Consider the following 22,802-nt stretch of genomic DNA (forward strand, 5'->3'; position numbering starts at 1 on the left):
AACTCACCTGAATCACTTCATCGATCCCAAACCATCGATATGTTACAGATTCGCATCGTCCGTATTCTCCGGCCTACTCGCCCGCCAGTAACGGGATGATCGGGGCGAACGCTTCCATCTGCGTCGGGAAGACCCCGACGTACGACATCGACGTCTTCTCGCGGACCAGTCGAATCTGGTCTGCGATTTCCTCGAAAGTGCCCACAGCCAGGTATGGAGAGTTCAGCAACTCCTCCACGCTCAGCTTACGATCCACTTCGATGTTCGGCGGAAAACCTTGGTCCAGAGCGGCGATTGCCATCTCGGCAGCCTGCTCTCGATCGTCGGTGATCATGATCATGGTGATGGTCCAGTTGAGTTCGATCTCATCGAAACGCTCGCCGGCAGCTTCGCGGATCCGCTCGACACGTTCGATGGTCTTTTCCATCGTGATTCCGGAGAGCAGAAGCCGCCCGTCACGGTTGGTCGGGGTGGCGACCGAGATGATGTCCGCGTACTTCGCGGCGAGAGCGAGCATCTTCGGTCCACCGCCTCCGACGATGATCGGCGGCCGCGGGCCCTGCCGCGGTCGCGGGCTGCCCTTGAGGCCACGCACCTGATAGTGCTTGCCTTCGAAAGTGCATTCCTGCCCGCGCAGCAGTGTGTCGAGAATCTGCAGAGACTCCTCGAGTTTCTCGATGCGAACGCCGGGGCTTTCGTATGCGATGCCGCCCTTGTCGAACTCTTCCTTCATCCAGCCTGCGCCGATACCGAGTTCGAGTCGGCCACCGGACAGCACGTCGATAGTCGCCGCGTCCTTCGCGAGCACAGCAGGATGGCGGAAGCCGTTGGCCAACACGGCAGTGCCCAGACGGATCTTGTCCGTGGCCACTGCGAGTGCTCCCAGAGCGGCGATCGGTCCGACCTGATTACCCAGGTGGTCCGGAATCATGAACGAGTCGTAGCCGAGTTCCTCGGCCTTCTGCGCAAGCTTGATGAAACGTCGCGCACCACCCTCTTCGGCGTTGCCCTCGCCACCGGCCGCAAACCGGAATTTGCGTAGGGCATCGCTGCCGTGGGTGGAACTCATATAGCGATTCTCCTGTGATGGACACGTACGTCGTACTCGGACTTCGAAACCGGACAAATCGAACCTACTCGCCAGTCACTTACGTGACAGCACTGTAGAGGACGCCCCCGGACCGTGCAGCACTCTACCGGGACCAAACGAGCAGATTACCCGCGAGCGAACTCCCGAGACGCCCGATTGTGACGAATCAACAGTGCGGCGGTGACTCAACTGTGGGGCGGTGTCGGTGCGGCGTCGATCTTCTCCGCAGCCCACTGTGCCATCCATTGGGTGGCCGTCGTGCCGTTCGGATCGACTTGGAAGGAGTTGTACATCGCGTGCACAGGGTTGTTGTAGTACTCGAGAAGCCGCGGCGCCGAACTCAACCAGTTGGTCGGATTGAGAGCGGCGGCCGGAGCGTCGCAGATACCGTCGCTCGGCGCGCAGATCTGATAAGTCCGGTCGTTGAGGTCGCCGAATCCGCCTGGCCTCGGGCCGGTCATCGTGAGACCGGGAAGCTTCAGCCCGTTCAGCGACAGCTCGGCGCCGACACCGGCAACGCTCGGGCCAACCGTGTTCCCGAACGCCGGATCGCGCCGACCGTCGGCAATCAAGCCCACGCCCAGAACCAGATCGGCAGGCACCGCGCCGGTACCGTCGCCGATACTCGCGGCGACGTCACCCGCGATCACCGCGCCCTGGGAAAATCCGGTCAGGACGTAGCTCGTGAGCGGGCACTCGGCGTGCCGCTTCATCAGAAAGTCGTTAGTGGCAGCAGTTCCCGCAGCCCGGCTGTTGTTGTAGGACTGCTGTCCGTCCGGCGGGATCGCAACCGGATTCGAAAACTGTGCGACGTAAGGAACGGTGTAGACGTCGGCCCTCGAACTATCGAACTTCTCCTGAAGAGGACGGGTCACGTTCAGCATCAACGACGCCGGATTGGCCGTCGGGTTGTACGGGTCGTCGGTAGCACTCGACTCCCACGTACCCGGTATGGCTACTACCTGGACATCGGGGCAACTGGCCGGCTGAGACACCGGCGGCTCCGGACTCGGCGGGATCGGAGTCGGCGAAGGCACCCGCCCGGCCAGGATGTACCAACCGCCGATCACGACCGCTGCGACCACAAGAATGATCAGCAGCGGGATCAGGCACCCACGACGCTTTCCAGACCTCGCCATGACCCGCGCCTACTTGCAGTAGGTGGTGTTGGCGACGTCGATATAGATCTGAGCGTTCGCACCTGCCTGCTCGGGAGTGATCTGCTTGCCTTCCGCCGACGCTTCCTGGCCGACGAAGGCAGTCACGAAGGTCAGGACCTCGTCGTCGGTCTGAGGACCGGCAGCGCAGATGTAATTGGCCGTGTTGACGGCGATGCTTCCGTCACCGGCTGGGGTGATGCCCTTCGCCTTCAGTCCGTCGAGGAACTTCTGTGCCTCTGGACTGACCTCGACGACTGTGGGGCCCGGGAAGCCTTCGATACTCTGCGGCTGCTCCGGCGGCGCGGTGGCTGCTGCTCCTGGACTGGTGGGCGCAGCCGACGCCGTCGTGGTCGCAGAGGCGGACGCAGACGCCGAACCGCTCGAGGACGAAGCCGCAGCGGACGTCGTGGTGACCGGATTGGAGGTTGCAGTGGAGTCGTCACTACCGCACGCGACAAGCGCGCCACCCGCGGCGAGCGCCAAGGCGCCGACCGCGATCGCGCGTGCACAAGTGTTTCGGTTACCCGAGAAAAGCGACATCAATGTCCGTCCTTGCCTTCAGTCGAAAGTCCATCAACAGGTTACGCAACGCACGCGGGCGGGCACCGATCCGTGATCGGGCCCGCCCGTCGTGCACCACTGTGAGTTAGTGAACTTCTGTCTTGTCACCGATCACCGTGATGTAGCCGAACTGGAAGTTCTGCTGGACACCACCGGGAATGTCGAATTTGTCACTGATCGGGAATCCGAGGCGGCCGCCTTCGTATCCGACGCTCTTCCAGCCGTCGAAGAGCGGGCCGTTCTCGACGGACCATGCACCGGTGCCGGGGCTCCAGTAGATGTTGCCGCCCTCGAACTCGGTGAAGCGTCCGTTGTCCTTGATCGGAACCTCGTTCGACTTCGGGAATCCGAGCCAGCCGTTTTCCCAACCGAGTTCGCCGTACTTGCCCATGATCATTCCGAGAACCGCGTGAGTTCCGTTGGCGCTGCTGTACATCGCGCCGATCTCGAATCCCTGAACCTTGCCCGGCTTGCCGGGCGTCGCGATCTCGTCGGCGGTCGGGTAGCCGAGCGGGCCACCTTCCCATCCCTGTGCGGACCACTCGGCGAGGATGTCACCGCTGACGGGGTGAGCGCCGGTCTGCGGGGTCCAGTAGATGGAGCCGTTCTGGAAGTGGTTGAAGCGTCCGCGTCCGTCGGGGGTACCGAGTTCCGGAGTACGCGGGAAGCCGAGCGGGCCGGCTGCTGCTCCGGTGTTCATGTACGCGCCGGCGATACGACCGGCGACGGGCTGGGCGCCCGTTCCACTGGTGAAGTAGATGCGACCGTTGCGGAAGTCCTGTGCCAGGCCACCCGCGACGCTGTACTCGGGCGTGATGCAGTCGCCGATCCAACCGTTGACTGCAGCCGTCGCACCGATCTCACCCGACGTGCCGCAAGCCGGCTTCTCGACCTCGACGCCGATGGCGTTGGCCAACTGCGGCCACAGCTGATGAAGCTCGAACTGCCAGTACGGCCACGAGTGGGTTCCTGACGGGCGGTAATTGACCTGCGCGGGGATGCCGAGCTGGTTGAGCTTGGTCGCGAAGGTCTGCGAGGTCAGGCGAGCGAGGATCTCGAGGCCCATACCTGCGTAGTTGGTGCTGACGCCGGGAATTCCCGACGGCTGGTCGTACGGGCCGGTCGTACCGCTACCACTCGAGACGTACAGGCTGACGCCCTTGAGCTTCTCGGCGAGCGCATACGGATCGTGTGCAGCCCACTGCGCGTTGGACGGCGGTCCCCACATCGCGGCGGAGTTGTATCCACCGGCGTCGGTCATCGCGAACTGGATTGCCTGAGGCATGCCGAGCGAAGTGGTGGTGAGGATGCCGGACAGCGAAGCCGCGAACTTGAAGAAGCCGGGGTTACGCGCCGTGAGGAACATCGCGGACGTTCCGCCCATCGACAGTCCGACGACACCGCGCGTCTGCGTGGTCCGCCAGTCCTTTTCGAGGATCGGGGGCAGTTCCTTGGTCAGGAACGTCTCCCACTGGTAGTTCTTGCCGTTGTCGGGCTCGAGCCAGTCGGAGTAGAAGCTGGACTGACCGCCGACGGGAAGAATGACGTTGACGTTCTTGTCCGCGTAGAAGGACTCGGCGTCGGTTTCGTAGGTCCAGGCGTTCTCGTTGTCGGTCGCGCGAAGACCGTCGAGCATCCAGACCGAGGGGAAGCTGGCCGACGGATTGACGTTCCAATCGCGAGCCAAGAGGATCTGCACCTGAATCGGGGTGCCCATCGCGGGAGAGTTCACCCACAGCGCGACGCGACGCTCACTGAGCCAGTCGACCTTCGTGACCGCTGCGCCGGTGGGGTTCTGGGTCACGGCCGGTGCGGCCTGAGCAGGTGCCGGCGCGGCTGCCGCGGTTCCGGCCGTCGTCAAGCCCGCGGCGATCGGCAGTACCAGCATCGCTGCCAGTGCGCCGACGACCTTTGTCCGGAAGGTTGCCCGGGACCGGCGACGGTCCTCCGTGGCAAGGCCTACTCGCATGAGCTCACTCTCTTTCCTTACGTTCGGTCCGCGCGTCGATCGTGTAGCCGCCTGAGCAGCCAGACCCCCGTTGAAACTATTTCTACACGCAAACGATCCCCGCTTGGGGTAGCCGCGCTGTTACTGGTGGTGCAATTGTTACTGACCTCAGGCGATCGTGCAGCGCCTGAATACACAAGTGCCGTCCCGGTTTCCCTTGGAGGGAGTCCGGAACGGCACTGGTGAAGTGACTAGGTCACGGGATGGCGCACGATCACCAAGCGTTCATGGTGTCGAGGATCTGGCCGCGAGCCTTCCACAGCTCTGCCGACCAGTACGGCCACGAGTGCGTGCCGTTGGACGGGAAGCTGTAGGTGGCCGGGATACCCAGCGAGTTCATGCGGATCTGGAATGCACGGGTGTTGACCAGGGCGAGTGCTTCGAGGCCCATGCCGTTAGCCGTGTTGTAGTAATCGATCGGTGCGCGCGGGTGGTCGTATTCACCGGGCAGGCCGCTTGCCGACGAGATGTACATCGACAGGCCCTGCAGACGCGGTGCGAAGACGAACGGGTCGTTGCGCAGCCAGGACGGGCTCCACGGCGGTCCCCACATGGAGTCGACGTTGAAGCGACCGGCATCGAGCATTGCGACGCGGATTGCCTCGCGCATGCCGGGAGCCGAGATGTTCAGGTAGCCCGAGAGCGAGCCGGCGAACTTGAACTGGTCGCGGTGGTAAGCAGCCAGCGTCAGAGCAGCGCTGCCACCCATCGAGAGACCGAGAACCGCGTTGTTGTTCGGCGAGACGCCGTAGTTCGCGAGGAAGTTGGGGAGTTCCTGCGTGAGGAACGTTTCCCACTTGTACGTGATCTGCTGACCGTTGAAGTTCGACGGTGCATACCAGTCGCTGTAGAAGCTGGACTCGCCGCCGACGGGCATCACGAGGGTGATGTTGTCGTTGCGGTACTGGTCCATCGCGTTGGTCTCGAAGCTCCACGCGTTGGCGTCGTTGCGCGCACGCAGGCCGTCGAGGAGGTAGAGGGCAGCGTTTCCGCCGCGTGCGGCCCACTGGACCTGGACCTTGATGTTGCCCATCGAGGAGGGCACCCACAGCTCGTCGTATCCGCCGGAGGGGGCGGTGTGGCTGGGAGCAGTGTGCGCGGGCGCAGCAGAGGCGACAGCACTACCGGCAACTCCTGCAGCAAGGGGTAGCACAAGTGCTGCGGCACCGATGGCCAACGCTCGGTGCTTGAGGCGCTGGGTCAGCCTCTTTCTGGCAAAACGCATGGATACTGCTCTCTCTCTTCGTCTGCGGCACTCACTCGGTGGAGTGGCTCCGGCGGATTCCGTCGGGGAACAGGCTTTTCTGCCAGCCCGAACAAGTTCGGGTCGGCAGCGGACCTCTTCCAAGTCACACTGCGCTCGCTGGACTTTATGTCACAGGTTCAGCTGTGACAAATAGACAGACCGTTACGTCTCAGTCCGCGGGCGACGCCGTCATCACCCGCAGGGAGTGATTCAGGTTAGGTGAATCGTCTTCGAGTACATCGTGGCCAATCGATTCGGTGTTACTGAATCGAAATATTCAAACCTTCAACCGTCGGTGATGCTGATCACATCACTTCGGCGGCTCCGGCGGAACGAGCCCGCAGCGTTCCAATTCGTAGGCCGGAACCCGGTCGAATCGGTACTTCGCGAAGTCGAAAGCCTGCTGGAAGTTCTGTTTGAATCTGGCCCAGGTCAGCTCGGAGCGGTACGACGTGAGCAGCTCCTGCGTTTCCGGGCACGTGATGGCCAGCTTCGCGTCGGCAACCCAGTCCTCGTCGAGGAAGAACGGCAGCCACGGGCGAACGTCGATCATTCCGGTATCCGCGACCACCCAGTCCGGATATAGATTCTTGTCGTGCCCGATCCGGCCGTCTTCGAGGCGCTCGGTGTGTGCTGCCAGGGGGTACGCCAGCCCCATCTGATCGAGCACCCGAACGTCGAGGCCCACGTTCATGCTCGTCATTCCGAGGTTGAGGAAGAAGACGACGTGCTCGGCAGGCTCCTCGAGCGGCCCTGGCGGTGGGACGACAAACCAGGAGTCGTAACTCGCCGACGGCAACAGCAGCCCACCCTCCGGAGTCCGCGCGATGGTCTCCACCATGGCACGCATTCGCGGATAGTCGAGGTAGTCCTCGGCAAGAATCGGGTGCTTGTGACCGGTGTTGAGTGCATAGAACGCACGCTCGTCGACGATTCCCGAGCGACCCACCACGGAGCCTTCCGGCATGCCCGTCGTGTTGGCGGCGAAGAAGGCCCAGATGATCGTGCCGATCCACAGCACCGCCGAGACTCCGAAGATCGCGGTGTCGCGGTTACTGCCGAACGCTGCCCGCGCCGGAACCCGCAGCGGAATGACGGCGACCGGGATGAGCAGGCAGAACAACACCGGCAACAGGACGCGGCCGTGCATGAAGTCGCCGCCGACGCGCAGAGAGTAGATCCCGAGAATCAGCCCACTGCCGAGAATGAAGGTGACAATCGCCCGCGGCGTGCGCAGAAACTGCTGAAAGCGCTCCCACAGCGGGCGTACAGGTTGATCGGTGGCGGTGGCAGGTGCGTCCGCTCGGCTTCGCCACACGAGCAGCAGCGCGCCGATGAGCAGGAAAAGCAGCGGCAGCCAGAGCAGGTACGGCCCGACGAGGTTCCACAGGTACGCAAAACCCTGCGCCCACTTCGCGCCACCGGCGTCCTTCGACACCGCGGTGTTCGGGTACGGCAGGGCGTAATAGCCCATTCGCCAGATCTGATAGCCCACCGGCACAAGTCCGGCGACGACCACGATCAGTGCACGAATCTTCCAGGTCAGGCCTGCGGAGAGAACGATCATCATCAACGCGGCAGCACCGGGAATTGCCATCTCGGGTCGAACCAATGGTCCGAGGCCTGCCACGAACGAGAGAGTCAGGATCGACGCCGTGGACGGCGTCGACGCCTGCGCCCACCGAACGAGCAGTAGCCACAGGAGCGCGATCCAGAAGATCACCAAGCAAGTCTCGAGCCCGGAAGTGGCGAAATCTCGCGCAGGCGGAACCGCGATGTAGACGAGAACACCTGCCGGTACCAGCAGGATCGTTCCGCCCGCCGACGGCCGAACGCCGCGGTACAGACGACCGGTGCCGAGCATCGCCAGCACGACGGCAGCAGTCGAGAGTACGAGCGCGATCGTCAGAACGACGTATTCGAGGCGGATCTGCGTGAGCCAGCTGAACGCGTAGACGATGTACGTCCACGCGGTACTCGTGTTCGCCTCGACACGCTCCCCCGCATTGAAGACCGGGCCGTTCCCCGCGAGCAGGTTGCGGACGGTTCGCAAGACGATGAGTCCGTCGTCGGCGATCCAGCGACGCTCCCACGCCCCCCAGAACATGAGGGCAGCAGCAAGCACCACCCCGCCGAGAAAAACTCCTCGACTGAGGGTGGTGCGATTCGCCGCAGTGTCGACGTGCGGGTCGGCCTCGGTGCGTGGCTCAGACGAGGTAGACAGCGACACCCACTACTCCGATCCACGCAATCGCGAGGAGTTGCAGCACCCGGTCACCGAGCGCGATCTCCTCAGGCTCTCCGGCTTCGCCGCCGTCGACGTCCACCGCGTATCGCAGCACCGCGATGGTGAAAGGCACCATCGAGATGGCATACCAGTTGGTGCCCTTGATGGCGTCCTGTTGGAACGCCCACAGTCCGTAGCAGAGGACCAGCGTCGTCGCTGCCATCGTCCACACGAAACGCAGGTACGTCATCGTGTAGCTCTCGAGGGACTTACGGATCTTCGCGCCGGTCTTCTCGGCCAACTGCAGTTCGGCGTAGCGCTTGCCTGCCGCCATGAAGAGTGAGCCGAACGCCATCATCAGCAGGAACCACTGCGAGAGATCGATCTCGGCGGCAACGCCACCGGCGATCGCTCGAAGCAGGAAGCCGGACGAGACGATGCAGATGTCGATGACGGCCTGATGCTTGAGACCGAAGCAGTAGGCGAGCTGGATGACGATGTACACGCCCATGACCACGGCGAGTTGCCAGTTGGCCAGGAAGGACAGCCCGATCGCACCGGCAAGCAGCACGACTGCCATGCCGTAGGCGATGTTGACGGGTAGAACTCCGGCCGCGATGGGACGGAATCGCTTCGTGGGGTGAGCACGGTCGGCTTCGACATCCATCGCGTCGTTGACGAGATAAATGCCTGATGCCGCCATGCAGAACACGACGAACGCCAGCGCGACGGGTAGGAGCACGTCGGCTTCGGTGGCGGTTCCGGCCGCGATGGGCGCTGCCAGCACAAGGACGTTCTTGACCCACTGACGTGGGCGAAGCGCCTTGACGATGCCGGCGGGCAGGGACTTCGGGGGTCCGCTGACCGTAGCCGGTTCCTCGCTCATTTATCTCCACATTTCTGTTCGGCTCTGGCTTCTTCGACCCGGCGAACTACCGCCGCGGATGCGGCTCCCAGTGCCGCTCCGGCGAGTACGTCGGTCGGGTAGTGAACTCCCAGGACCAGACGCGAGAGCATCATCGGGGGCACCAGCAACGCCGGTAAGGGTAGCCCGGTGAGTCGACCGATCAGCACAGCCGCCGCCGTCGTCGACGTCGCGTGTGACGACGGGAAGCTGAGCTTGCTCGGTGTCGAGACGTTGACCTGCACCGAAGGGTCGGAAGGTCGCTTGCGCCTGACGACTCGTTTGATCACCACGGAGGCGGCGTGTGCACCGAATGCTCCGACGGCTGCTCCGGCCCATTCACGTCGACGCGGCTTGTCCACGGTAGCTCCGACGGCAGCGATCGCTATCCACCCGAGGGAGTGCTCACCGAAGTGAGACATACCGCGGGCGACCTTGACGGCTCCCGGCAGCTGCCCGACGGTCGATTGAATACCAGCCAGAATCTGTACTTCAGGAGATGCCGAAGACACGTTCCCACCTTTCCGTGCTGGTCAGTGAAGGAACGGCGTCCTGGTACTGCTTCTTGAGCTCGGGGAAACGCGCGGCGAGTTCGCGGCGCAACCGTGTGGCTTCCTTGAGCAGTTCGAGTGCAAGCTTGGGGTTTCGCTTGCGGTAGACGACGCCGCGACCGTCAGCGGTGGTGACCGTGACGCCGTCGACCTGTGAGAGCAGGAACCAACGGGCGTCGATGGTCGGCACGTTGAGCTGAGGGCGCTCGAGGTGTTCCGGCTTGGCCGGCTTCACGTTGTGCACCCCGGCCTTGAGGACCCGGGTGATCTTCGCGACGGTCGACAACGGCAGGCTCACGTCCCCGACATCTGCACCCGAGGGCAGCGGAAGCGCAGTCGACGAAGGCAGTACGACGGCGTCGGAGAATTCCTTGCGCTGGGCGTGGACCTCACCGAGTGCCGTCGGCAGCATGTTCGCGACGTGCTCGGGTCCGGCGAGGAAGTCTGCGATTGCCTTGTTCTGGATCGCGACGGTGGAGTACTCGAGGCACAGCAGGTGCTTGAGCGTTGCCTTCACCGTGTTGACCACGAGGCCACGGCCGTTGCCCGGCATGTGGAGCGCTGCCACCACCAAGCGGTTACGGAGGTGGAAGTACGCCTGCCAGTCGATGGCGTCGTCCTTGTCGCTCCACGCCATGTGCCAGATCGCGGCACCCGGAAGTGTGACGGTCGGGTATCCGGCTTTCTTTGCGCGCAAACCGTATTCGCAGTCGTCCCACTTGATGAAGAGCGGTAGCGGCTGCTTGATTTCTTCGGCGACCTGGCGCGGGATCATGCACATCCACCAGCCGTTGAAGTCGACGTCGATGCGGCGGTGCAGGAGTTTCGATTCGCGCAGCGGCTTCTTCGAGAAGTCGTGGTCGTATTCGACGTTCGGTGCCGCGGTCCACATGAAGATGCCGCGGTTGACCACTTCACCCATCACGTGGAGGTGGCTTCGTTCCTGCAGGTTGAGCATCTGCCCACCCACCAGCATCGGCGACTTCGCGAAACGTGAGAACGAAAGCGCACGCAGAATCGAGTCGGGTTCGATCTCGATGTCGTCGTCCATGAACAGAATGTGCTGACACTGCGTGGTCTTGAGTGCCTCGTACATGATTCGGCTGTATCCGCCCGAACCACCGAGGTTGCCCTGATCGTGAATGGCGAGCCGATCACCGAGCGCTGCAGCAGCTTCGGCAAATCCGGGTTCGTCGCGCACCTTGCGCGTGCCCTGATCCGGCATGATGACGGCCTTGATCACGTCCGACACCAGGGGATCGGAAGCAAGTGCAGCGAGAGCCTTGACCGCGTCGGTCGGACGGTTGAACGTCGGAATACCAACGGCGACAGTCGCTTCGCCGGGAGCCTCGACGGGCGCGTACCAGCCGCCACTCTCGACGACGACGGCCGTATCAGTGGTGATGTCGAACCAGATCCAGCCACCGTCCTCGAACGGCGCCAGTTCCACCTCGAACTCGACCGCGGCATCGCCGTCGGCAAATTCCTTACCTTCCACGTGAATTCGCGAGGAATCGGCCTTGGAACGATAGATGTCGACGCGGCCGTGTCCGGACAGTTCGAGTCGAAGGACCACCGATTTCAGGATGGACCAGCGCCGCCAGTAGCTGGCGGGGAACGCGTTGAAGTAGGTCGCGAACGAGACCTCGGTCTCGGCGCCGAGCGCGACGGACGTCCGCGAGGTCGAGTGCGCCCGTCGACTGTTGGACCAGGACTCTTCCAAGTACAACGTGCGGACGTCGAGCGGCTCACCGGCACGGGGCAGGATGATCCGCTGGAGCAGGGACTTGCCGAGGTAGGTCACCTCGTCGCCGCTGACGGCGTCTTCGCCTTCGAGTAGATGACGTGCGTTCATTCGCTCTCCCCTGCCAATTCCGCACCCGTTTCGAGATGCGGGCGCAGGGTGTTCTCGAACATCGTCAGTGCGCTGGCGATCGCCATGTGCATGTCCAGGTACTGGTAGGTGCCGAGACGCCCGCCGAAGAGGACCTTGTTCTCCGCGGTCTCCTTCTTGGCGCGTGAGCGGTACGCACTGAGCTTCTCGCGATCCTCGGGCGTGTTGATCGGGTAGTACGGCTCGTCCTTCGCCTCCGCGGCACGTGAGAACTCACGCATGATGACGGTCTTGTCGGTCGGGTACTCGCGCTCGGGGTGGAAGTGCCGGAACTCGTGGATACGGGTGAACGGCACGTCCGCGTCGTTGTAGTTCATGACCGGGGTGCCCTGGAAGTCTCCGGTGGGCAGAACCTCGGTCTCGAAGTCGAGGGTGCGCCATCCCAGTGCACCTTCGGAGTAGTCGAAGTAGCGGTCGAGCGGGCCCGTGTAGATGACGGGTGCGTCGGGGCTCGCGGCGCGCAGTTCGTCGCGGACGTCGAAGTAATCGGTGTCGAGACGGACCTCGATCTTCGGATCCTTCGCCATGTTCTCGAGCCACGCCGTGTAGCCGTCGACGGGCAGGCCCTCGTACGTGTCGTTGAAGTAGCGGTTGTCGAAGTTGTAGCGGACCGGCAGGCGGCTGATGTTCGCCGCGGGCAGCTCGGTGGGGTCGGTCTGCCACTGCTTTGCCGTGTAGTCACGCACAAATGCTTCGTAGAGCGGGCGTCCGATCAGGGAGATCGCCTTCTCTTCGAGGTTGGAGGCATCCTTCGAATCGATCTCGCTGGACTGCTCGGCGATGAGGGCGCGCGCCTCTTCGGGAGTGAAGTACCGACCGAAGAACTGCGACACGAGGCCGAGGCCCATCGGGAACTGGTACGCCTGTCCCTTGTGCAGCGCGAAGACGCGGTGCTGGTAGTTCGTGAACTCCGTGAACTGGGTGACGTAGTCCCAGACCTTCTTGTTGGAGGTGTGGAACAGGTGGGCACCGTACTTGTGGACCTCGATGCCGGTCTCCGGCTCAGCCTCCGAGTATGCGTTCCCCCCCAGGTGGTGACGGCGATCCAACACCAGCACGCGCTTACCCAGCTGGGTAGCGGCACGCTCGGCGATGGTCAGCCCGAAGAATCCCGAACCGACGACGATCAGGTCGTACTGGGCACGGGCGGTCTCTGAATTTGCAGCGGTCACGATGAACCAGGGTATCGGACCTGTTCGGACGCCGAGGGTTGGATGCGTCACCAGGGACTATGGCCCTTGTTTCCTGATTTCAGCATCCCTGGCGGCTACTACTCATGAATTACTTGGCAATACCAACGATTGTCTTGCCAATCATTGGTAACACTGCTTATATTTTAGGAACAGTGACCATCAAGTGCATTCGAGGGAGATCATCGTGATTCAGGAACTGTCGTATATCGGAGTCGCGTCACCCAGGGCTGAGGACTGGAGAAAGTACGGAACGGGACTTCTGGGCGCGAAACTGTCACCAGACGGACCGGATGGCGCAATCCGGCTCGCAGTAGACGACGTCAACTATCGAATTGCCGTCCACCCCGGCAAGGTAGACGAATTCCTTTACGCCGGTTGGGCAATGGCCAATGAATCCGATCTTCACTCGTTTGCCGCACACCTCGACCGGAACGGCATCACGCTGCACGACGGCAATCCCGACCTGCTCGCCGAGCGGCAAGTCGCCGAACTCGTGTGGTTCACCGACCCATGGGGAACTCGACACGAGATTTCGTGGGGAAAGGCATCGACGCCACTGTCGTTCACACCGGGTCGTGTCATGCGCGGTGGATTCGTGACCGGAGATCAAGGCCTGGGCCACATCGTTTTACAGGTACCGAATATCGAGGAAGCCAACAAGTTTTACGTGGATGTGCTGGGTTTCCGACTCTCGGACCGGATCACCAACGACCAATTCACCGTGCGCTTCTATCACGTCAACGGACGTCATCATTCACTTGCGCTGGCCGAATATCCCGGCCACGTCGGATTCAACCACCTCATGCTCGAAGTCGAATGCATGGACGATCTCGGACGCCTGATCGATCTTCTCGACAGCCACGACACCGAGGTCATGCAAACGCTGGGGCGCCACACCAATGACCTGATGACGTCGATCTACATCGGCAGCCCGTCCGGTCTGCAGATCGAGTACGGGTTCGGTGGTCTCACCGTCGACGATCTGAGTTGGGTGGCAAGAACTTACAACCAACCGAGTTACTGGGGCCACAAGCGTCCAGCCGAGACGAGCAAAAGAGTACCCGGAATCATCAGGCCTCTGACGGCCGCGCCGTCGGCCCCGTGAGCTTGGCGGATACGACCGTCAATGTCTCACGTTCCTGATCGGTCAACGACTCGAAGACCTCTTGCTCGACGGCGTCGAGGGCCGCATCGCCCTCGATCAACTTCGCTACTCCGGAGTCCGTGATCGATACGACCTGCCTACGCCGATCAGATTTATCGCGTTCGCGCACAACGTATCCCGACTCCTGCAGACTGTCGAGATAGGCAACGATGTCACCGGGGTCGACCACCACTCGGGAAGCAAGCTCCTTTTGATGGCATGGGCCGAGTTCATCGAGTGTGCTGAGAATGGCGTGATGATTGGGCAGCAGTCCGACGCGAGACAAAGCCTCCGCGTACGACTGCCTCACGCGGAGTGCGGCTTTGACCAAGCCGTATCCGATCCGACTCGAAAGCGGCCTGCCGGAGAGCGATGGCGTCGATTCGGTCGCAGGCATTGGCCCATTCTATGCAGGCCTCGCAACATATATCGAAGGTGCCATCGGGCGATCGTCCTCGTTTAACCGAACCGTGATCGGTTCGTCGACGGGGAAGTGTGCGGGAAGTAGAAGCAGTCCCTCCGACGCGCAGCGTTCGAGAAGTTCGCGGCGGGTGACCCTGGCGATCTCGGGATCCGCGTCGCCGCCCTGGCTGAGGTCCGGGTACAGAAACTGGATCGGATGGTGGATCACGTCGCCGGCGATGACGGCGCCGCCGTCGGCAATGCGGATCTCGATCACGACGTGACCCGGCGTGTGGCCGGGCGCGCTGCGCACGACGACGCGTGTGCCTTCGGACTCGGCCAGGACGTGGCCGTCGTCGACCGCCTCCCACTTCGCCCCGTCCAGAACGGGACGGACGCTGTCCTCGAAGGTCTGCGCCAAATCCGAGACCACTCCTTCGTGTGGACCGTCGGCGGCGAGTTGTTCGAGCGCGGCCAGTTCGGTGCGGTCGAAAATGTATGTCGCGCGGGGAAAGGTGGGCCGCCAGGTTTCGGCCTCGAGGTTGGTGTTCCAACCACAATGATCGGGGTGCAGATGTGTGCTGACCACCAGATCGACGTCGCCAACGTCGACGCCGGTGTCGGCGAAGCGCGAGAGGTAGTCGGTACCGAACATGTGGTGCGGCAGGAGGTTCGGCCGGTGCTTGCTGTTCCCGTTGCCGGTGTCGACGACGATGGCCTTGCCGCCGATCTCCACCAGGTAGGTGTGGATGGCAAGTACGAGGTCACCGCTACCCGCGTCGAAGAACTCCGGTGTCAGCCGCGCCGACGCGTCCTCGATCTCCGCATCACCCGCGTGCGGAAAAAGCTCTCGCGGCGGAAACGGCCAGTGCGCCAGCTCCGTCAGTTGGGTGACGCGCGCCGATCCGACGTCGATGGTGAAGCTCATCAGTGATTGCCTTCCGAACAGCTCGATCCCGCTTGTAGGCACACAAAGGCACCCACCGAAATGCTCGGTGGGTGCCTGGTCGGTGTCAATGGTTTTCGACGCCGGTGATCAAAGACTCTTCGCGATGATGCCCTTCATCACTTCGTTGGCGCCGGCGTAGATCTTCTGGACGCGGGAGTCCTCGTACATGCGCGCGATCGGGTATTCACGCATGTAGCCGTATCCGCCGTAGAGCTGCACGCACCGGTCGACGACGGCGCACTGCTGTTCGGTCAGCCAGTACTTGACCATCGCGGCGTCTGCGCCGTCCAGCTCGCCATTGAGGTGATCCTCGATGCAGTTGTCGAGGAAGACACGGCAGGTGCGCGCGATCGTCTGGCACTCGGCCAGCTCGAAGGCGGTGTTCTGGAACTCGAAGAGGCTGTGCCCGAACGCTTGACGCGCCTTGGTGTACGCGACGGTCTCCTCGACGGCACGCTCGATGGTGCCGATGGCCTGCGCGCCGATGATGAGACGCTCCTGCACCAGCTGCGCCATCAACTGACCGAAACCGAGCCCCTCGGACTCGCCGAGGAGGTTCGAGACGGGAACGCGAACATCGGTGAAGGACAGCTCCGACGTATCGGCGCCGTGCTGACCGACCTTGTCGAGGACGCGGCCGACCGCAAAGCCTTCGCAGTCACGCAGATCCACGATCAGGAGCGAGACACCCTTGGCGCCCGCCTTGGGATCGGTCTTGACGGCAAGCACGATCATGTCTGCGCTGCCACCGTTGGTGATGAAGGTCTTCGACCCGTTCACGACGTAGTGGTCACCGTCGCGGGTCGCGGACGTGGTGATGGCCTTGAGGTCGGAACCTGTTCCCGGCTCGGTCATTCCGATGGCGCCGAGGATCTCGCCCGTCGCCATACCTGGCAGCCAGGCCTTCTTCTGCTCTTCGCTTCCGTACTCGAGCACGTAGTGGGCGACGATGCCACTGTGCACGGAGTTACCGAGTGCATAGTCCCCGCAGTAGCCCTGCGCCTCGAAGACTGCAAGATCGTGCGCGAAAGTTCCACCGCCCCCGCCGTATTCCTCGGGAATCGAGCAGCACAGCAGGCCGAGCTTGCCGGCTTCGAGCCACACGGAACGGTCGACGCGATGCTGAGCGTCCCACTGCTCACGCTTGGCGATCAGTTCACGATCGAAGAAACCACGGGCCAGTTCGGCTACTGCGGTGATCTCGTCGTCATGCCACGACGGCTTGCGCTTGGTCGCCATGATCAGACCCGCTTCAGCAGGGCAGCGAGTGCCTGACCGCCGCCGATGCACATGGTGACGATGCCGAATTCGAGGTCGCGACGGACCATGTCGCGTGCCGCGCGCAGCGTGAGGATGGCTCCGGTAGCGCCGACCGGGTGTCCGAGGGCGATTGCTCCGCCGTACGGGTTGGTCTTCTCCGGATCCAGGCCACTGTCACGGATGACGGCGATGGCCTGCGAAGCAAAGGCCTCGTTGACCTCGGCGGTGCCGATGTCGGACGGCTTCAATCCTGTTTGCGCAAAAAGCTTTTCGAGAGCGAGCACGGGAGCGTAGCCCATCAGGCCGGGCTCCATGGCTGCCGTCGTGACGGTTTCGAGCGTGACCAGTCCGGTGAGGCCGCGCTTGGCTGCCTCGGTTCCTGTAGCGAGGACGAGTGCGCCGGCGCCGTCGTTGATGCCCGACGCGTTACCGGCGGTGACGGATCCGCCCTCTTCGAATGCAGGGCGCAGCTTGGCGAGGGTTTCGACAGTGGTTCCGGGCTTGGGGTGCTCGTCTTCGGTGACGGTGACGGAGCGCCGACCACCGGTCTCGACGGGAGTGATCTCCTCGGCGAATGCTGCCTTGGCTGCGTCGGTAGCAGCGCGGCGCTGAGATTCCACGGCGAACTCGTCCTGCTGCTCGCGGCTGACGCCGTACTTGCGGGCGACGGCTTCGGCGGTGCGGCCCATATGAGCCTTGCTGAACGGGTCGGTGAGCATGGCGACGGTGCCGTCGACGAGGCTGCGATCGCCGAGCTTGTAGCCCGAGCGGGCGGCGAAGTCGTAGAACGGCATGCGGGACATGCTCTCGTCGCCGCCGGCGAGGGTGATGGCAGCTGCGCCCCAGCGCATCTGCATCGCCGCAGACCACACGGCCTGCAGGCCGCTGCCACAGAGGCGGTTGACGGTGTAGGCGGGAACGTTCTCGGGCAGTCCGGCGGCGATGCCCACGCGGCGTGCGTTGTAGGCGTCTGGGCCGACCTGGCCGATGCAGCCCATGACGACCTCGTCGATGTCTTCGGGTGCAACGCCGGCGCGGCTCAGCGCAGCCTTGGCTGCTGCGGCACCCAGCTCGTGTGCGGGTACGTCCTTGAAGACGCCGCCGAAGCTACCGACGGGGGTCCTGGCCCCGTCGACGATGACGATCGGTTCGGGTGTGGTCATGATTGTCCCCATCTGCTGTGCTCACGTCGATTTCTCTGTCCGTGGCCGATACTAGGACATCTAAGTATCTCGCAGATGGGGACGTTGGTGTCAGGGTGTGGGAGCGCTCTCGGACACGGGTACAACCTCGGCGTCGGCGCCTTCGGCGTCCTCGGTCTCTTTGTGGTTCCGGTATCGGTAGAGCCCGATGCCCACGAGGATCGCTGCGAGCCCCAGGGACACGATCATCTGGCTGCGCGTCGAGTCCAGGGTGAGCATGCCGATGCAGAGCGCGATGATGGCGGCGATCGTCGCGTAGGTCAGGTACGGGAAGAACCACATCTTGAGTTCCAGCTCCTGGCCCGAAGCTTCGAGCTTGCGGCGGGTGCGCAGCTGGGACACCGAGATGACCAGCCAGACGAACAGCGCGATCGCACCGGAGGAGTTGACCAGGAACAGGAAGACCTTGTCCGGGGAGAGGTAGTTCATGCCGACGGTCAGGAAGCCGACGATCGTCGAGACCAGGACAGCGCGCATCGGGACGCCGGTCTTCTCGATACGCGAGAGCGACTTGGGGGCGTCGCCGCGGCCGGCGAGAGAGAAGATCATGCGGCTCGCGGTGTAGAGACCGGAGTTGAGGCAGGACAGAACCGACGTGAGGACGACGACGTCCATGATGTTGCCCGCGGCCGGAATGCCGTAGGAGTCCATGACGGCGACGTACGGGCTGAGCGCGACCGATGCGCTGTCCCAGGGAAGCAGAGTGACGACCACCGCGATCGAGCCGATGTAGAAGATGAGAATTCGCCAGACGACGGACTTGACGGCAGCGCGAACAGCTTCGAGCGGGTTGGCCGATTCACCGGCGGCGATGGTGGCGATTTCGGCGCCGAAGAACGAGAACACGACCACAAGGACTGCGGCGAGCATGGCTCCTGTTCCGTTCGGCAGGAAACCGCCGTGACCGGTCAGGTTGGTCATTCCCGGTGCTTCGACGCCGGGCATCCATCCGCAGATCGCCACGATGCCCATGCCGAGGAACGCGATGATGGCGACGACCTTGATGGAAGCGAACCAGAACTCGAACTCGCCGAACGACTTGACCGAGATGATGTTGGTCAGCGTCAGCACGATCATCAGAATCAGAGCCCAGGTCCACTGGGGAACGCCGGGAACCCAACGATTCATGATGAGGGCACCGGCGGTGGCCTCGATGCCCAGCACGATGATCCAGAACCACGCGTACAGCCAGCCGATCGAGAAGCCCGCCCAGCGGCCGATGGCCTTGTCGGCGTACGACGAGAACGAGCCGGTTTCCGGCGCCGCTGCCGACATCTCGCCGAGCATGCGCATCACGAGGATGACGACTACGCCGGCCAACGCGTAGGAAACCAGGACACCCGGTCCCGTCTCCTGGATCGCCACACCGGAGCCGACGAACAGTCCGGCGCCGATGACGCCCGCGATCGCAATCATCGACAGATGCCGCTTCTTCAGCGTGTGCTGAAGTGCCGGCTGGTCTGTACTGGACATCAGTACTCCTTGTGGGCTGTTCGGGAGGGTGGATCTCGGTGACGCTCTTCTGGAGCGCATTTTCGATAGCGCCAGTGTCGGACCTTCGGCAAGCTCGCGTCAGGCTCCACTTTGTACAAACGTGACCGCAGGCACTACAAAGTGGCGAGTTCGAGGTGTCAGACTGGACCCATGCCCATCACGCTCCGCCAGCTTTGTGCGACCGAACAGTTCGGCCTTCGCGTCCTGGCGGGGCACGATCAGCTCGATCGCACCCTGACCTGGGCACATGTCTCCGAACTTCCCGACCCGACGCCCTTCCTCGACGGCGGCGAACTACTACTCATCACTGGAGTGTCGCTACCGACGACGGCCGCGGAAACGACCCGTTTCGTACGCACCCTGGTGGCGGCCGGAATTGCCGGAATCGGTTTCGGAACCGGCCTCGGATACGAGCAGGCGCCGCAGACTCTGGTGGATGCGGCCACCCGTTTCAGTGTGCCCCTACTCGACGTCCCATTGCGAACACCTTTCATCGCCCTGACCAAAGCGGTGTCGAAGGCGCAATCCGACGACGACATGAAAGCGCTGCGCAGCAACTACCAGAGCCTGCGGCGACTGCTTCAAGCTGCAGTGACGGTCAACGGCACCCGGGCAGTCGTACGACGGGTGGCGGAATTGATCGGCGGATGGGCGGCCCTGCTGGACTCGGCCGGCCATACCGTCGAGATCTCACACACCGCTGCTGCCGCAGGAATCGAGCGAACGGCTCCCGAGCGCGACGCCCGCCCGATGGAAGTCAGTTTCCTCACGAGTGAGAACGAGGACGTCATCTCGCACCCTTTGATGACGTCGAGGGGAAAGCTGATGGGGTATCTCGTCGCCGGCTGCCCCGGCGCCGTCGGCTCTCTGAATCAGGGCATCGTCATCGCCGCCGCGTCTCTGCTCACGTTGATGACGGCTCGAACCCGAGATGCGCAGTTGACGATGAACCACTTGCGTACCGTGGCGATGCATCAGCTGTTCGAAGGACAGAATGCGCTCGCCCGCAACATCTCCGGGGAACTGTGGGGAGGATTTCCGGTCGAACCTTTCCAGGTCTTCCACGTAGCGGGCCCGAGTGGCCTGCTCGAGAGCGTGTCCGTCTCACTGCTCGACGGCCTCAGCCGCGATCTGGCGTTCGGCATCACCGACGGAGCGTTGATCGCCGTCGTCTCGGCTACCGACAGCGGGCGAATCCTCGCCCGTGTCAACGAAATCGACGTAACCGTCGGCGTGTCGGACATGCTGTGGTGGGACGATCTCTCGCGCGCCAGACGCCAAGCGGCGCAGGCAGCAGCCGAGGCCGGCGCCCGCAACCTGCCTTCGATGCGGTTCGCCGAACTCTCGGAGAGCGGATTGTCCGCGTTTCTCGATCAGGATCGCTCGACGGCATTCGCGGCGGCACACTTGCGCCCGCTCCTGGAAGCGAAGGGCGGTAGCGATCTCTACCGAACCTTGGCCATGTGGTTGGCACACAACGGTGTGGGCGACGCCGCAGCCACAGCGCTGAATATTCATCGGCATACGTTGCGCAGCAGACTCGCTCGGATCGAGAGCCTTCTCCAACTGGACCTCGGCTCCCCCACGGAACGTGCGGAGTTGTGGCTCGAGTACCGCTTGCTCGGCGACGCTCCGACCATCTGACCGACAACCAATGAGCCCTGAACGACCTGAAGGGCCTCCGCCGGGTTACGGCAGAGACCCTTCAGAGTCGATACGTGCGAGTCGCTACCGACCGACCTTCCCCTAGCTTCCGCCCGTCGGTATCCACTCGCGGAGCACGTTGGCATCAACTACCTGCGCACCCAAAACCTTTGTCCAGATGATGGTTCCGTTTTCGTAGACACGGAAAGTGCCTGCTTCGGAGGGCAACTGCATCTCCGGGCCGGCAGGAGCACCGAGAGAGCCGCTTTCACCGCCGAGCTCCCGATACTTCTTCTCGATCTGCGTCTCCGTAACCGTACCCGATGGATCGCCGAATGGCGAATTGGATTCCGGCACTGTCGATTCCGAATCCGGTGCCACTACCACACCAGCGCCGTCGCCGACGGTAAACCAGTCCGATTTCAGGCCGAGTTTCTGACGGAACTGCATTCCGGTGGCGCCAACAGTTGCATCTGTTCCGACCACCTCGACTGCCGTCACTCGCCCGCCGTCGGTACCGAATCCGTTGCGCGAGAGAATCTTGAGCGATTGCAGCTCGCCCACATCGAAGGCGTCCGCAATCTCACCCGCGGTCAGATTCACTGTCCAGTCGTGATTGGGCGAAAGGGCGTCACCGAGATCCTCGACGGCCGGGAATTCACCGCCGGAACTGTAACCTCCTGTGGACGAAGAGAATTCGGTGGCAACAATCTTGCCGTCACGCGACAGAACGGCGCCGGCGGTGGACCGAACGGCTTCAGTGGTGCGGGGATCTTCCTTGCCAGCTCCGCCGTAGACCTGGCAGTCCTGAGTGTCGCACGTGTCGGCGTACGAGCTGCGATGCTCGGTCGCAGCGTACGAGCGTGCCGCCACGGCTTGCGCCCGTAGTGCTTCGGCCCCACCGGAATCGGCCCATTCGGCCTTCGCTTCGACCGGCACCACGCCGAGCAGGTAGTCCTCCATGTCGAGGAGATTGACCGTCCGAGCCGAGCCGTTGTCGAGCACTACGCCGAGGGCGCCGCGATAGGGCGCGTCGTTGTTGCACAGCTTCAGGAACTGGTCGGCGGGTCGATCGGGACTGAGATCCACCGGATCCACCCACGGATGCTCGGTGACCGCTTCCCAGACAACCCCGCCACCACAACCGCTGGTGACAACCACCTGCGCACCGCCACCGGGCAGTGCAGTGAGATGGGCAGCCTCGCCGGGCGCGGTGCGCTGACCGTTGACCACGAGGCCGGCGTCGGAGTAGACGTCGAGCGTCGAGTTGTCCTGGGCTGTGAGCCGCACACTCATCTGGGCGGGCGGCAAGGAGTCCAGGACAGTTCCGCCGTAGTAGTGACTGAGGATTCGCTCGCCGGACCAGCCGTCGTTCTTGGCGTAGCCGTAAGCGCCCCACTGCCCCATTCCGCGGCCGTGTCCGTTGCCGTGACCGGAGAGCGTGAATTGTGTATCGGCGGCGACGGCGTGCAGGATCGACGGCTCGTCAGCGCGGATTTGCGTGAAACCTCCGATCGCGACGCCGAGCGCAAGAGCCGGAACGAGACCGAGGACCGAAACCCGCATCAGCGAGGTTCGCCTCCCGGGTCCGCCCACCAGAAAGCGACCTGCGCGACCGGACACAGGCTTCTTACCTGCAGTTCCGCTTCTTCCGCTTCTCGCCATCAATGCTCTCCTCATCGCTACCGGCCTCACGAGTCCGCGAAGTCGGTACTTCGCGCGCAGGCCAGTCCACAACGATTTAACTAAAGTCTCACCCTAAGGTTGAGCGTTATGGACTTTTGTGACTAGTGTGGCAAGAGTGTTTGGAGTTAGCAACACCAGTCACACGAGTCACATCAGCATCACGAGTTGCAGACGTACGCGTCCGAAA

The 22,802-nt window shown here is 63.1% G+C and carries 18 protein-coding genes; 2 read left to right on the forward strand and 16 right to left on the reverse strand.

All coding sequences use genetic code 11. The annotated features are described in order from the left end of the window. Nucleotides 1–73: 73 nt before the first annotated feature. The 10 genes from AC2ETI_RS23035 to glf form a co-directional block, all read right to left on the reverse strand. Nucleotides 74–1,069, reverse strand: a complete 996-nt coding sequence (locus AC2ETI_RS23035; protein WP_020968111.1) for an LLM class F420-dependent oxidoreductase — start codon at nucleotides 1,067–1,069, stop codon at nucleotides 74–76. A 206-nt stretch (nucleotides 1,070–1,275) separates the two neighbouring features. Next, on the reverse strand, nucleotides 1,276–2,229 hold the full coding sequence (locus tag AC2ETI_RS23040) for a cutinase family protein (RefSeq protein ID WP_019746409.1): 954 nt from the start codon (nucleotides 2,227–2,229) through the stop codon (nucleotides 1,276–1,278). 9 nt (nucleotides 2,230–2,238) lie between these two features. Continuing rightward, complete coding sequence (locus AC2ETI_RS23045; RefSeq protein WP_021342459.1) at nucleotides 2,239–2,790, reverse strand: DUF732 domain-containing protein; 552 nt, start codon at nucleotides 2,788–2,790, stop codon at nucleotides 2,239–2,241. Between the two features lie 106 nt (nucleotides 2,791–2,896). Further along, a complete protein-coding gene (locus AC2ETI_RS23050) occupies nucleotides 2,897–4,780 on the reverse strand; it encodes an alpha/beta hydrolase-fold protein (RefSeq protein ID WP_483634428.1) in 1,884 nt (627 codons plus the stop codon). A gap of 253 nt (nucleotides 4,781–5,033) precedes the next feature. Next, nucleotides 5,034–6,044 carry an alpha/beta hydrolase gene (locus tag AC2ETI_RS23055; RefSeq protein ID WP_020905770.1) on the reverse strand — a complete coding sequence of 337 codons (1,011 nt, stop codon included), beginning with the start codon at nucleotides 6,042–6,044 and terminating at the stop codon, nucleotides 5,034–5,036. 331 nt (nucleotides 6,045–6,375) lie between these two features. Further along, nucleotides 6,376–8,295: an arabinofuranosyltransferase AftB family protein gene (locus AC2ETI_RS23060; RefSeq protein ID WP_020968110.1), complete on the reverse strand. Its 1,920-nt coding sequence runs from the start codon at nucleotides 8,293–8,295 to the stop codon at nucleotides 6,376–6,378. Then, nucleotides 8,273–9,178: a decaprenyl-phosphate phosphoribosyltransferase gene (locus tag AC2ETI_RS23065; protein ID WP_003943808.1), complete on the reverse strand. Its 906-nt coding sequence runs from the start codon at nucleotides 9,176–9,178 to the stop codon at nucleotides 8,273–8,275. The genes AC2ETI_RS23060 and AC2ETI_RS23065 overlap by 23 nt, the downstream gene beginning before the upstream one ends. After that, entirely contained in the window at nucleotides 9,175–9,708 is a 534-nt protein-coding gene (locus AC2ETI_RS23070) for a phosphatase PAP2 family protein (RefSeq protein ID WP_483634429.1), read from the reverse strand. Before AC2ETI_RS23070 ends, AC2ETI_RS23065 begins: the two co-directional genes overlap by 4 nt. Further along, on the reverse strand, nucleotides 9,689–11,602 hold the full coding sequence (locus tag AC2ETI_RS23075; protein ID WP_019746404.1) for a glycosyltransferase: 1,914 nt from the start codon (nucleotides 11,600–11,602) through the stop codon (nucleotides 9,689–9,691). The genes AC2ETI_RS23070 and AC2ETI_RS23075 overlap by 20 nt, the downstream gene beginning before the upstream one ends. Continuing rightward, on the reverse strand, nucleotides 11,599–12,813 hold the full coding sequence (glf, locus tag AC2ETI_RS23080; protein WP_024488040.1) for a UDP-galactopyranose mutase: 1,215 nt from the start codon (nucleotides 12,811–12,813) through the stop codon (nucleotides 11,599–11,601). The genes AC2ETI_RS23075 and glf overlap by 4 nt, the downstream gene beginning before the upstream one ends. Before the next feature lie 205 nt (nucleotides 12,814–13,018). Between glf and AC2ETI_RS23085 the strand changes: the two genes are divergently transcribed. Further along, nucleotides 13,019–13,939 (forward strand): VOC family protein, encoded by a 921-nt coding sequence (locus AC2ETI_RS23085; RefSeq protein WP_211919159.1) that lies wholly within the window; start codon nucleotides 13,019–13,021, stop codon nucleotides 13,937–13,939. Here the strand turns inward: AC2ETI_RS23085 and AC2ETI_RS23090 are convergent. From AC2ETI_RS23090 to AC2ETI_RS23110, 5 genes are all read right to left on the reverse strand, one after another. After that, nucleotides 13,905–14,375, reverse strand: coding sequence for a MarR family winged helix-turn-helix transcriptional regulator (locus AC2ETI_RS23090; RefSeq protein ID WP_182261984.1), 471 nt, complete (start codon nucleotides 14,373–14,375; stop codon nucleotides 13,905–13,907). The two genes, AC2ETI_RS23085 and AC2ETI_RS23090, sit on opposite strands and share 35 nt — an antisense overlap. A gap of 9 nt (nucleotides 14,376–14,384) precedes the next feature. Continuing rightward, on the reverse strand, nucleotides 14,385–15,308 hold the full coding sequence (locus tag AC2ETI_RS23095) for an MBL fold metallo-hydrolase (protein WP_483634430.1): 924 nt from the start codon (nucleotides 15,306–15,308) through the stop codon (nucleotides 14,385–14,387). A 108-nt stretch (nucleotides 15,309–15,416) separates the two neighbouring features. Continuing rightward, on the reverse strand, nucleotides 15,417–16,568 hold the full coding sequence (locus tag AC2ETI_RS23100) for an acyl-CoA dehydrogenase family protein (protein ID WP_029254205.1): 1,152 nt from the start codon (nucleotides 16,566–16,568) through the stop codon (nucleotides 15,417–15,419). Nucleotides 16,569–16,570: 2 nt separating this feature from the next. Further along, nucleotides 16,571–17,752: a thiolase family protein gene (locus tag AC2ETI_RS23105; RefSeq protein ID WP_007731825.1), complete on the reverse strand. Its 1,182-nt coding sequence runs from the start codon at nucleotides 17,750–17,752 to the stop codon at nucleotides 16,571–16,573. Between the two features lie 90 nt (nucleotides 17,753–17,842). Then, the gene (locus AC2ETI_RS23110; RefSeq protein ID WP_259121440.1) at nucleotides 17,843–19,264 is read right to left on the reverse strand and encodes an amino acid permease; all 1,422 of its coding nucleotides are present in this window, start codon (nucleotides 19,262–19,264) and stop codon (nucleotides 17,843–17,845) included. Between the two features lie 171 nt (nucleotides 19,265–19,435). On the opposite strand from AC2ETI_RS23110, the gene AC2ETI_RS23115 reads away from it, so the two are divergent. After that, entirely contained in the window at nucleotides 19,436–20,929 is a 1,494-nt protein-coding gene (locus AC2ETI_RS23115; RefSeq protein ID WP_019746400.1) for a PucR family transcriptional regulator, read from the forward strand. A 102-nt stretch (nucleotides 20,930–21,031) separates the two neighbouring features. Here the strand turns inward: AC2ETI_RS23115 and AC2ETI_RS23120 are convergent, their stop codons facing one another. Beyond that, nucleotides 21,032–22,594 carry a SpoIID/LytB domain-containing protein gene (locus AC2ETI_RS23120; protein ID WP_264613756.1) on the reverse strand — a complete coding sequence of 521 codons (1,563 nt, stop codon included), beginning with the start codon at nucleotides 22,592–22,594 and terminating at the stop codon, nucleotides 21,032–21,034. Nucleotides 22,595–22,802: the final 208 nt, after the last annotated feature.

The organism is Rhodococcus sp. MurmanLake-1 (assembly GCF_056945715.1).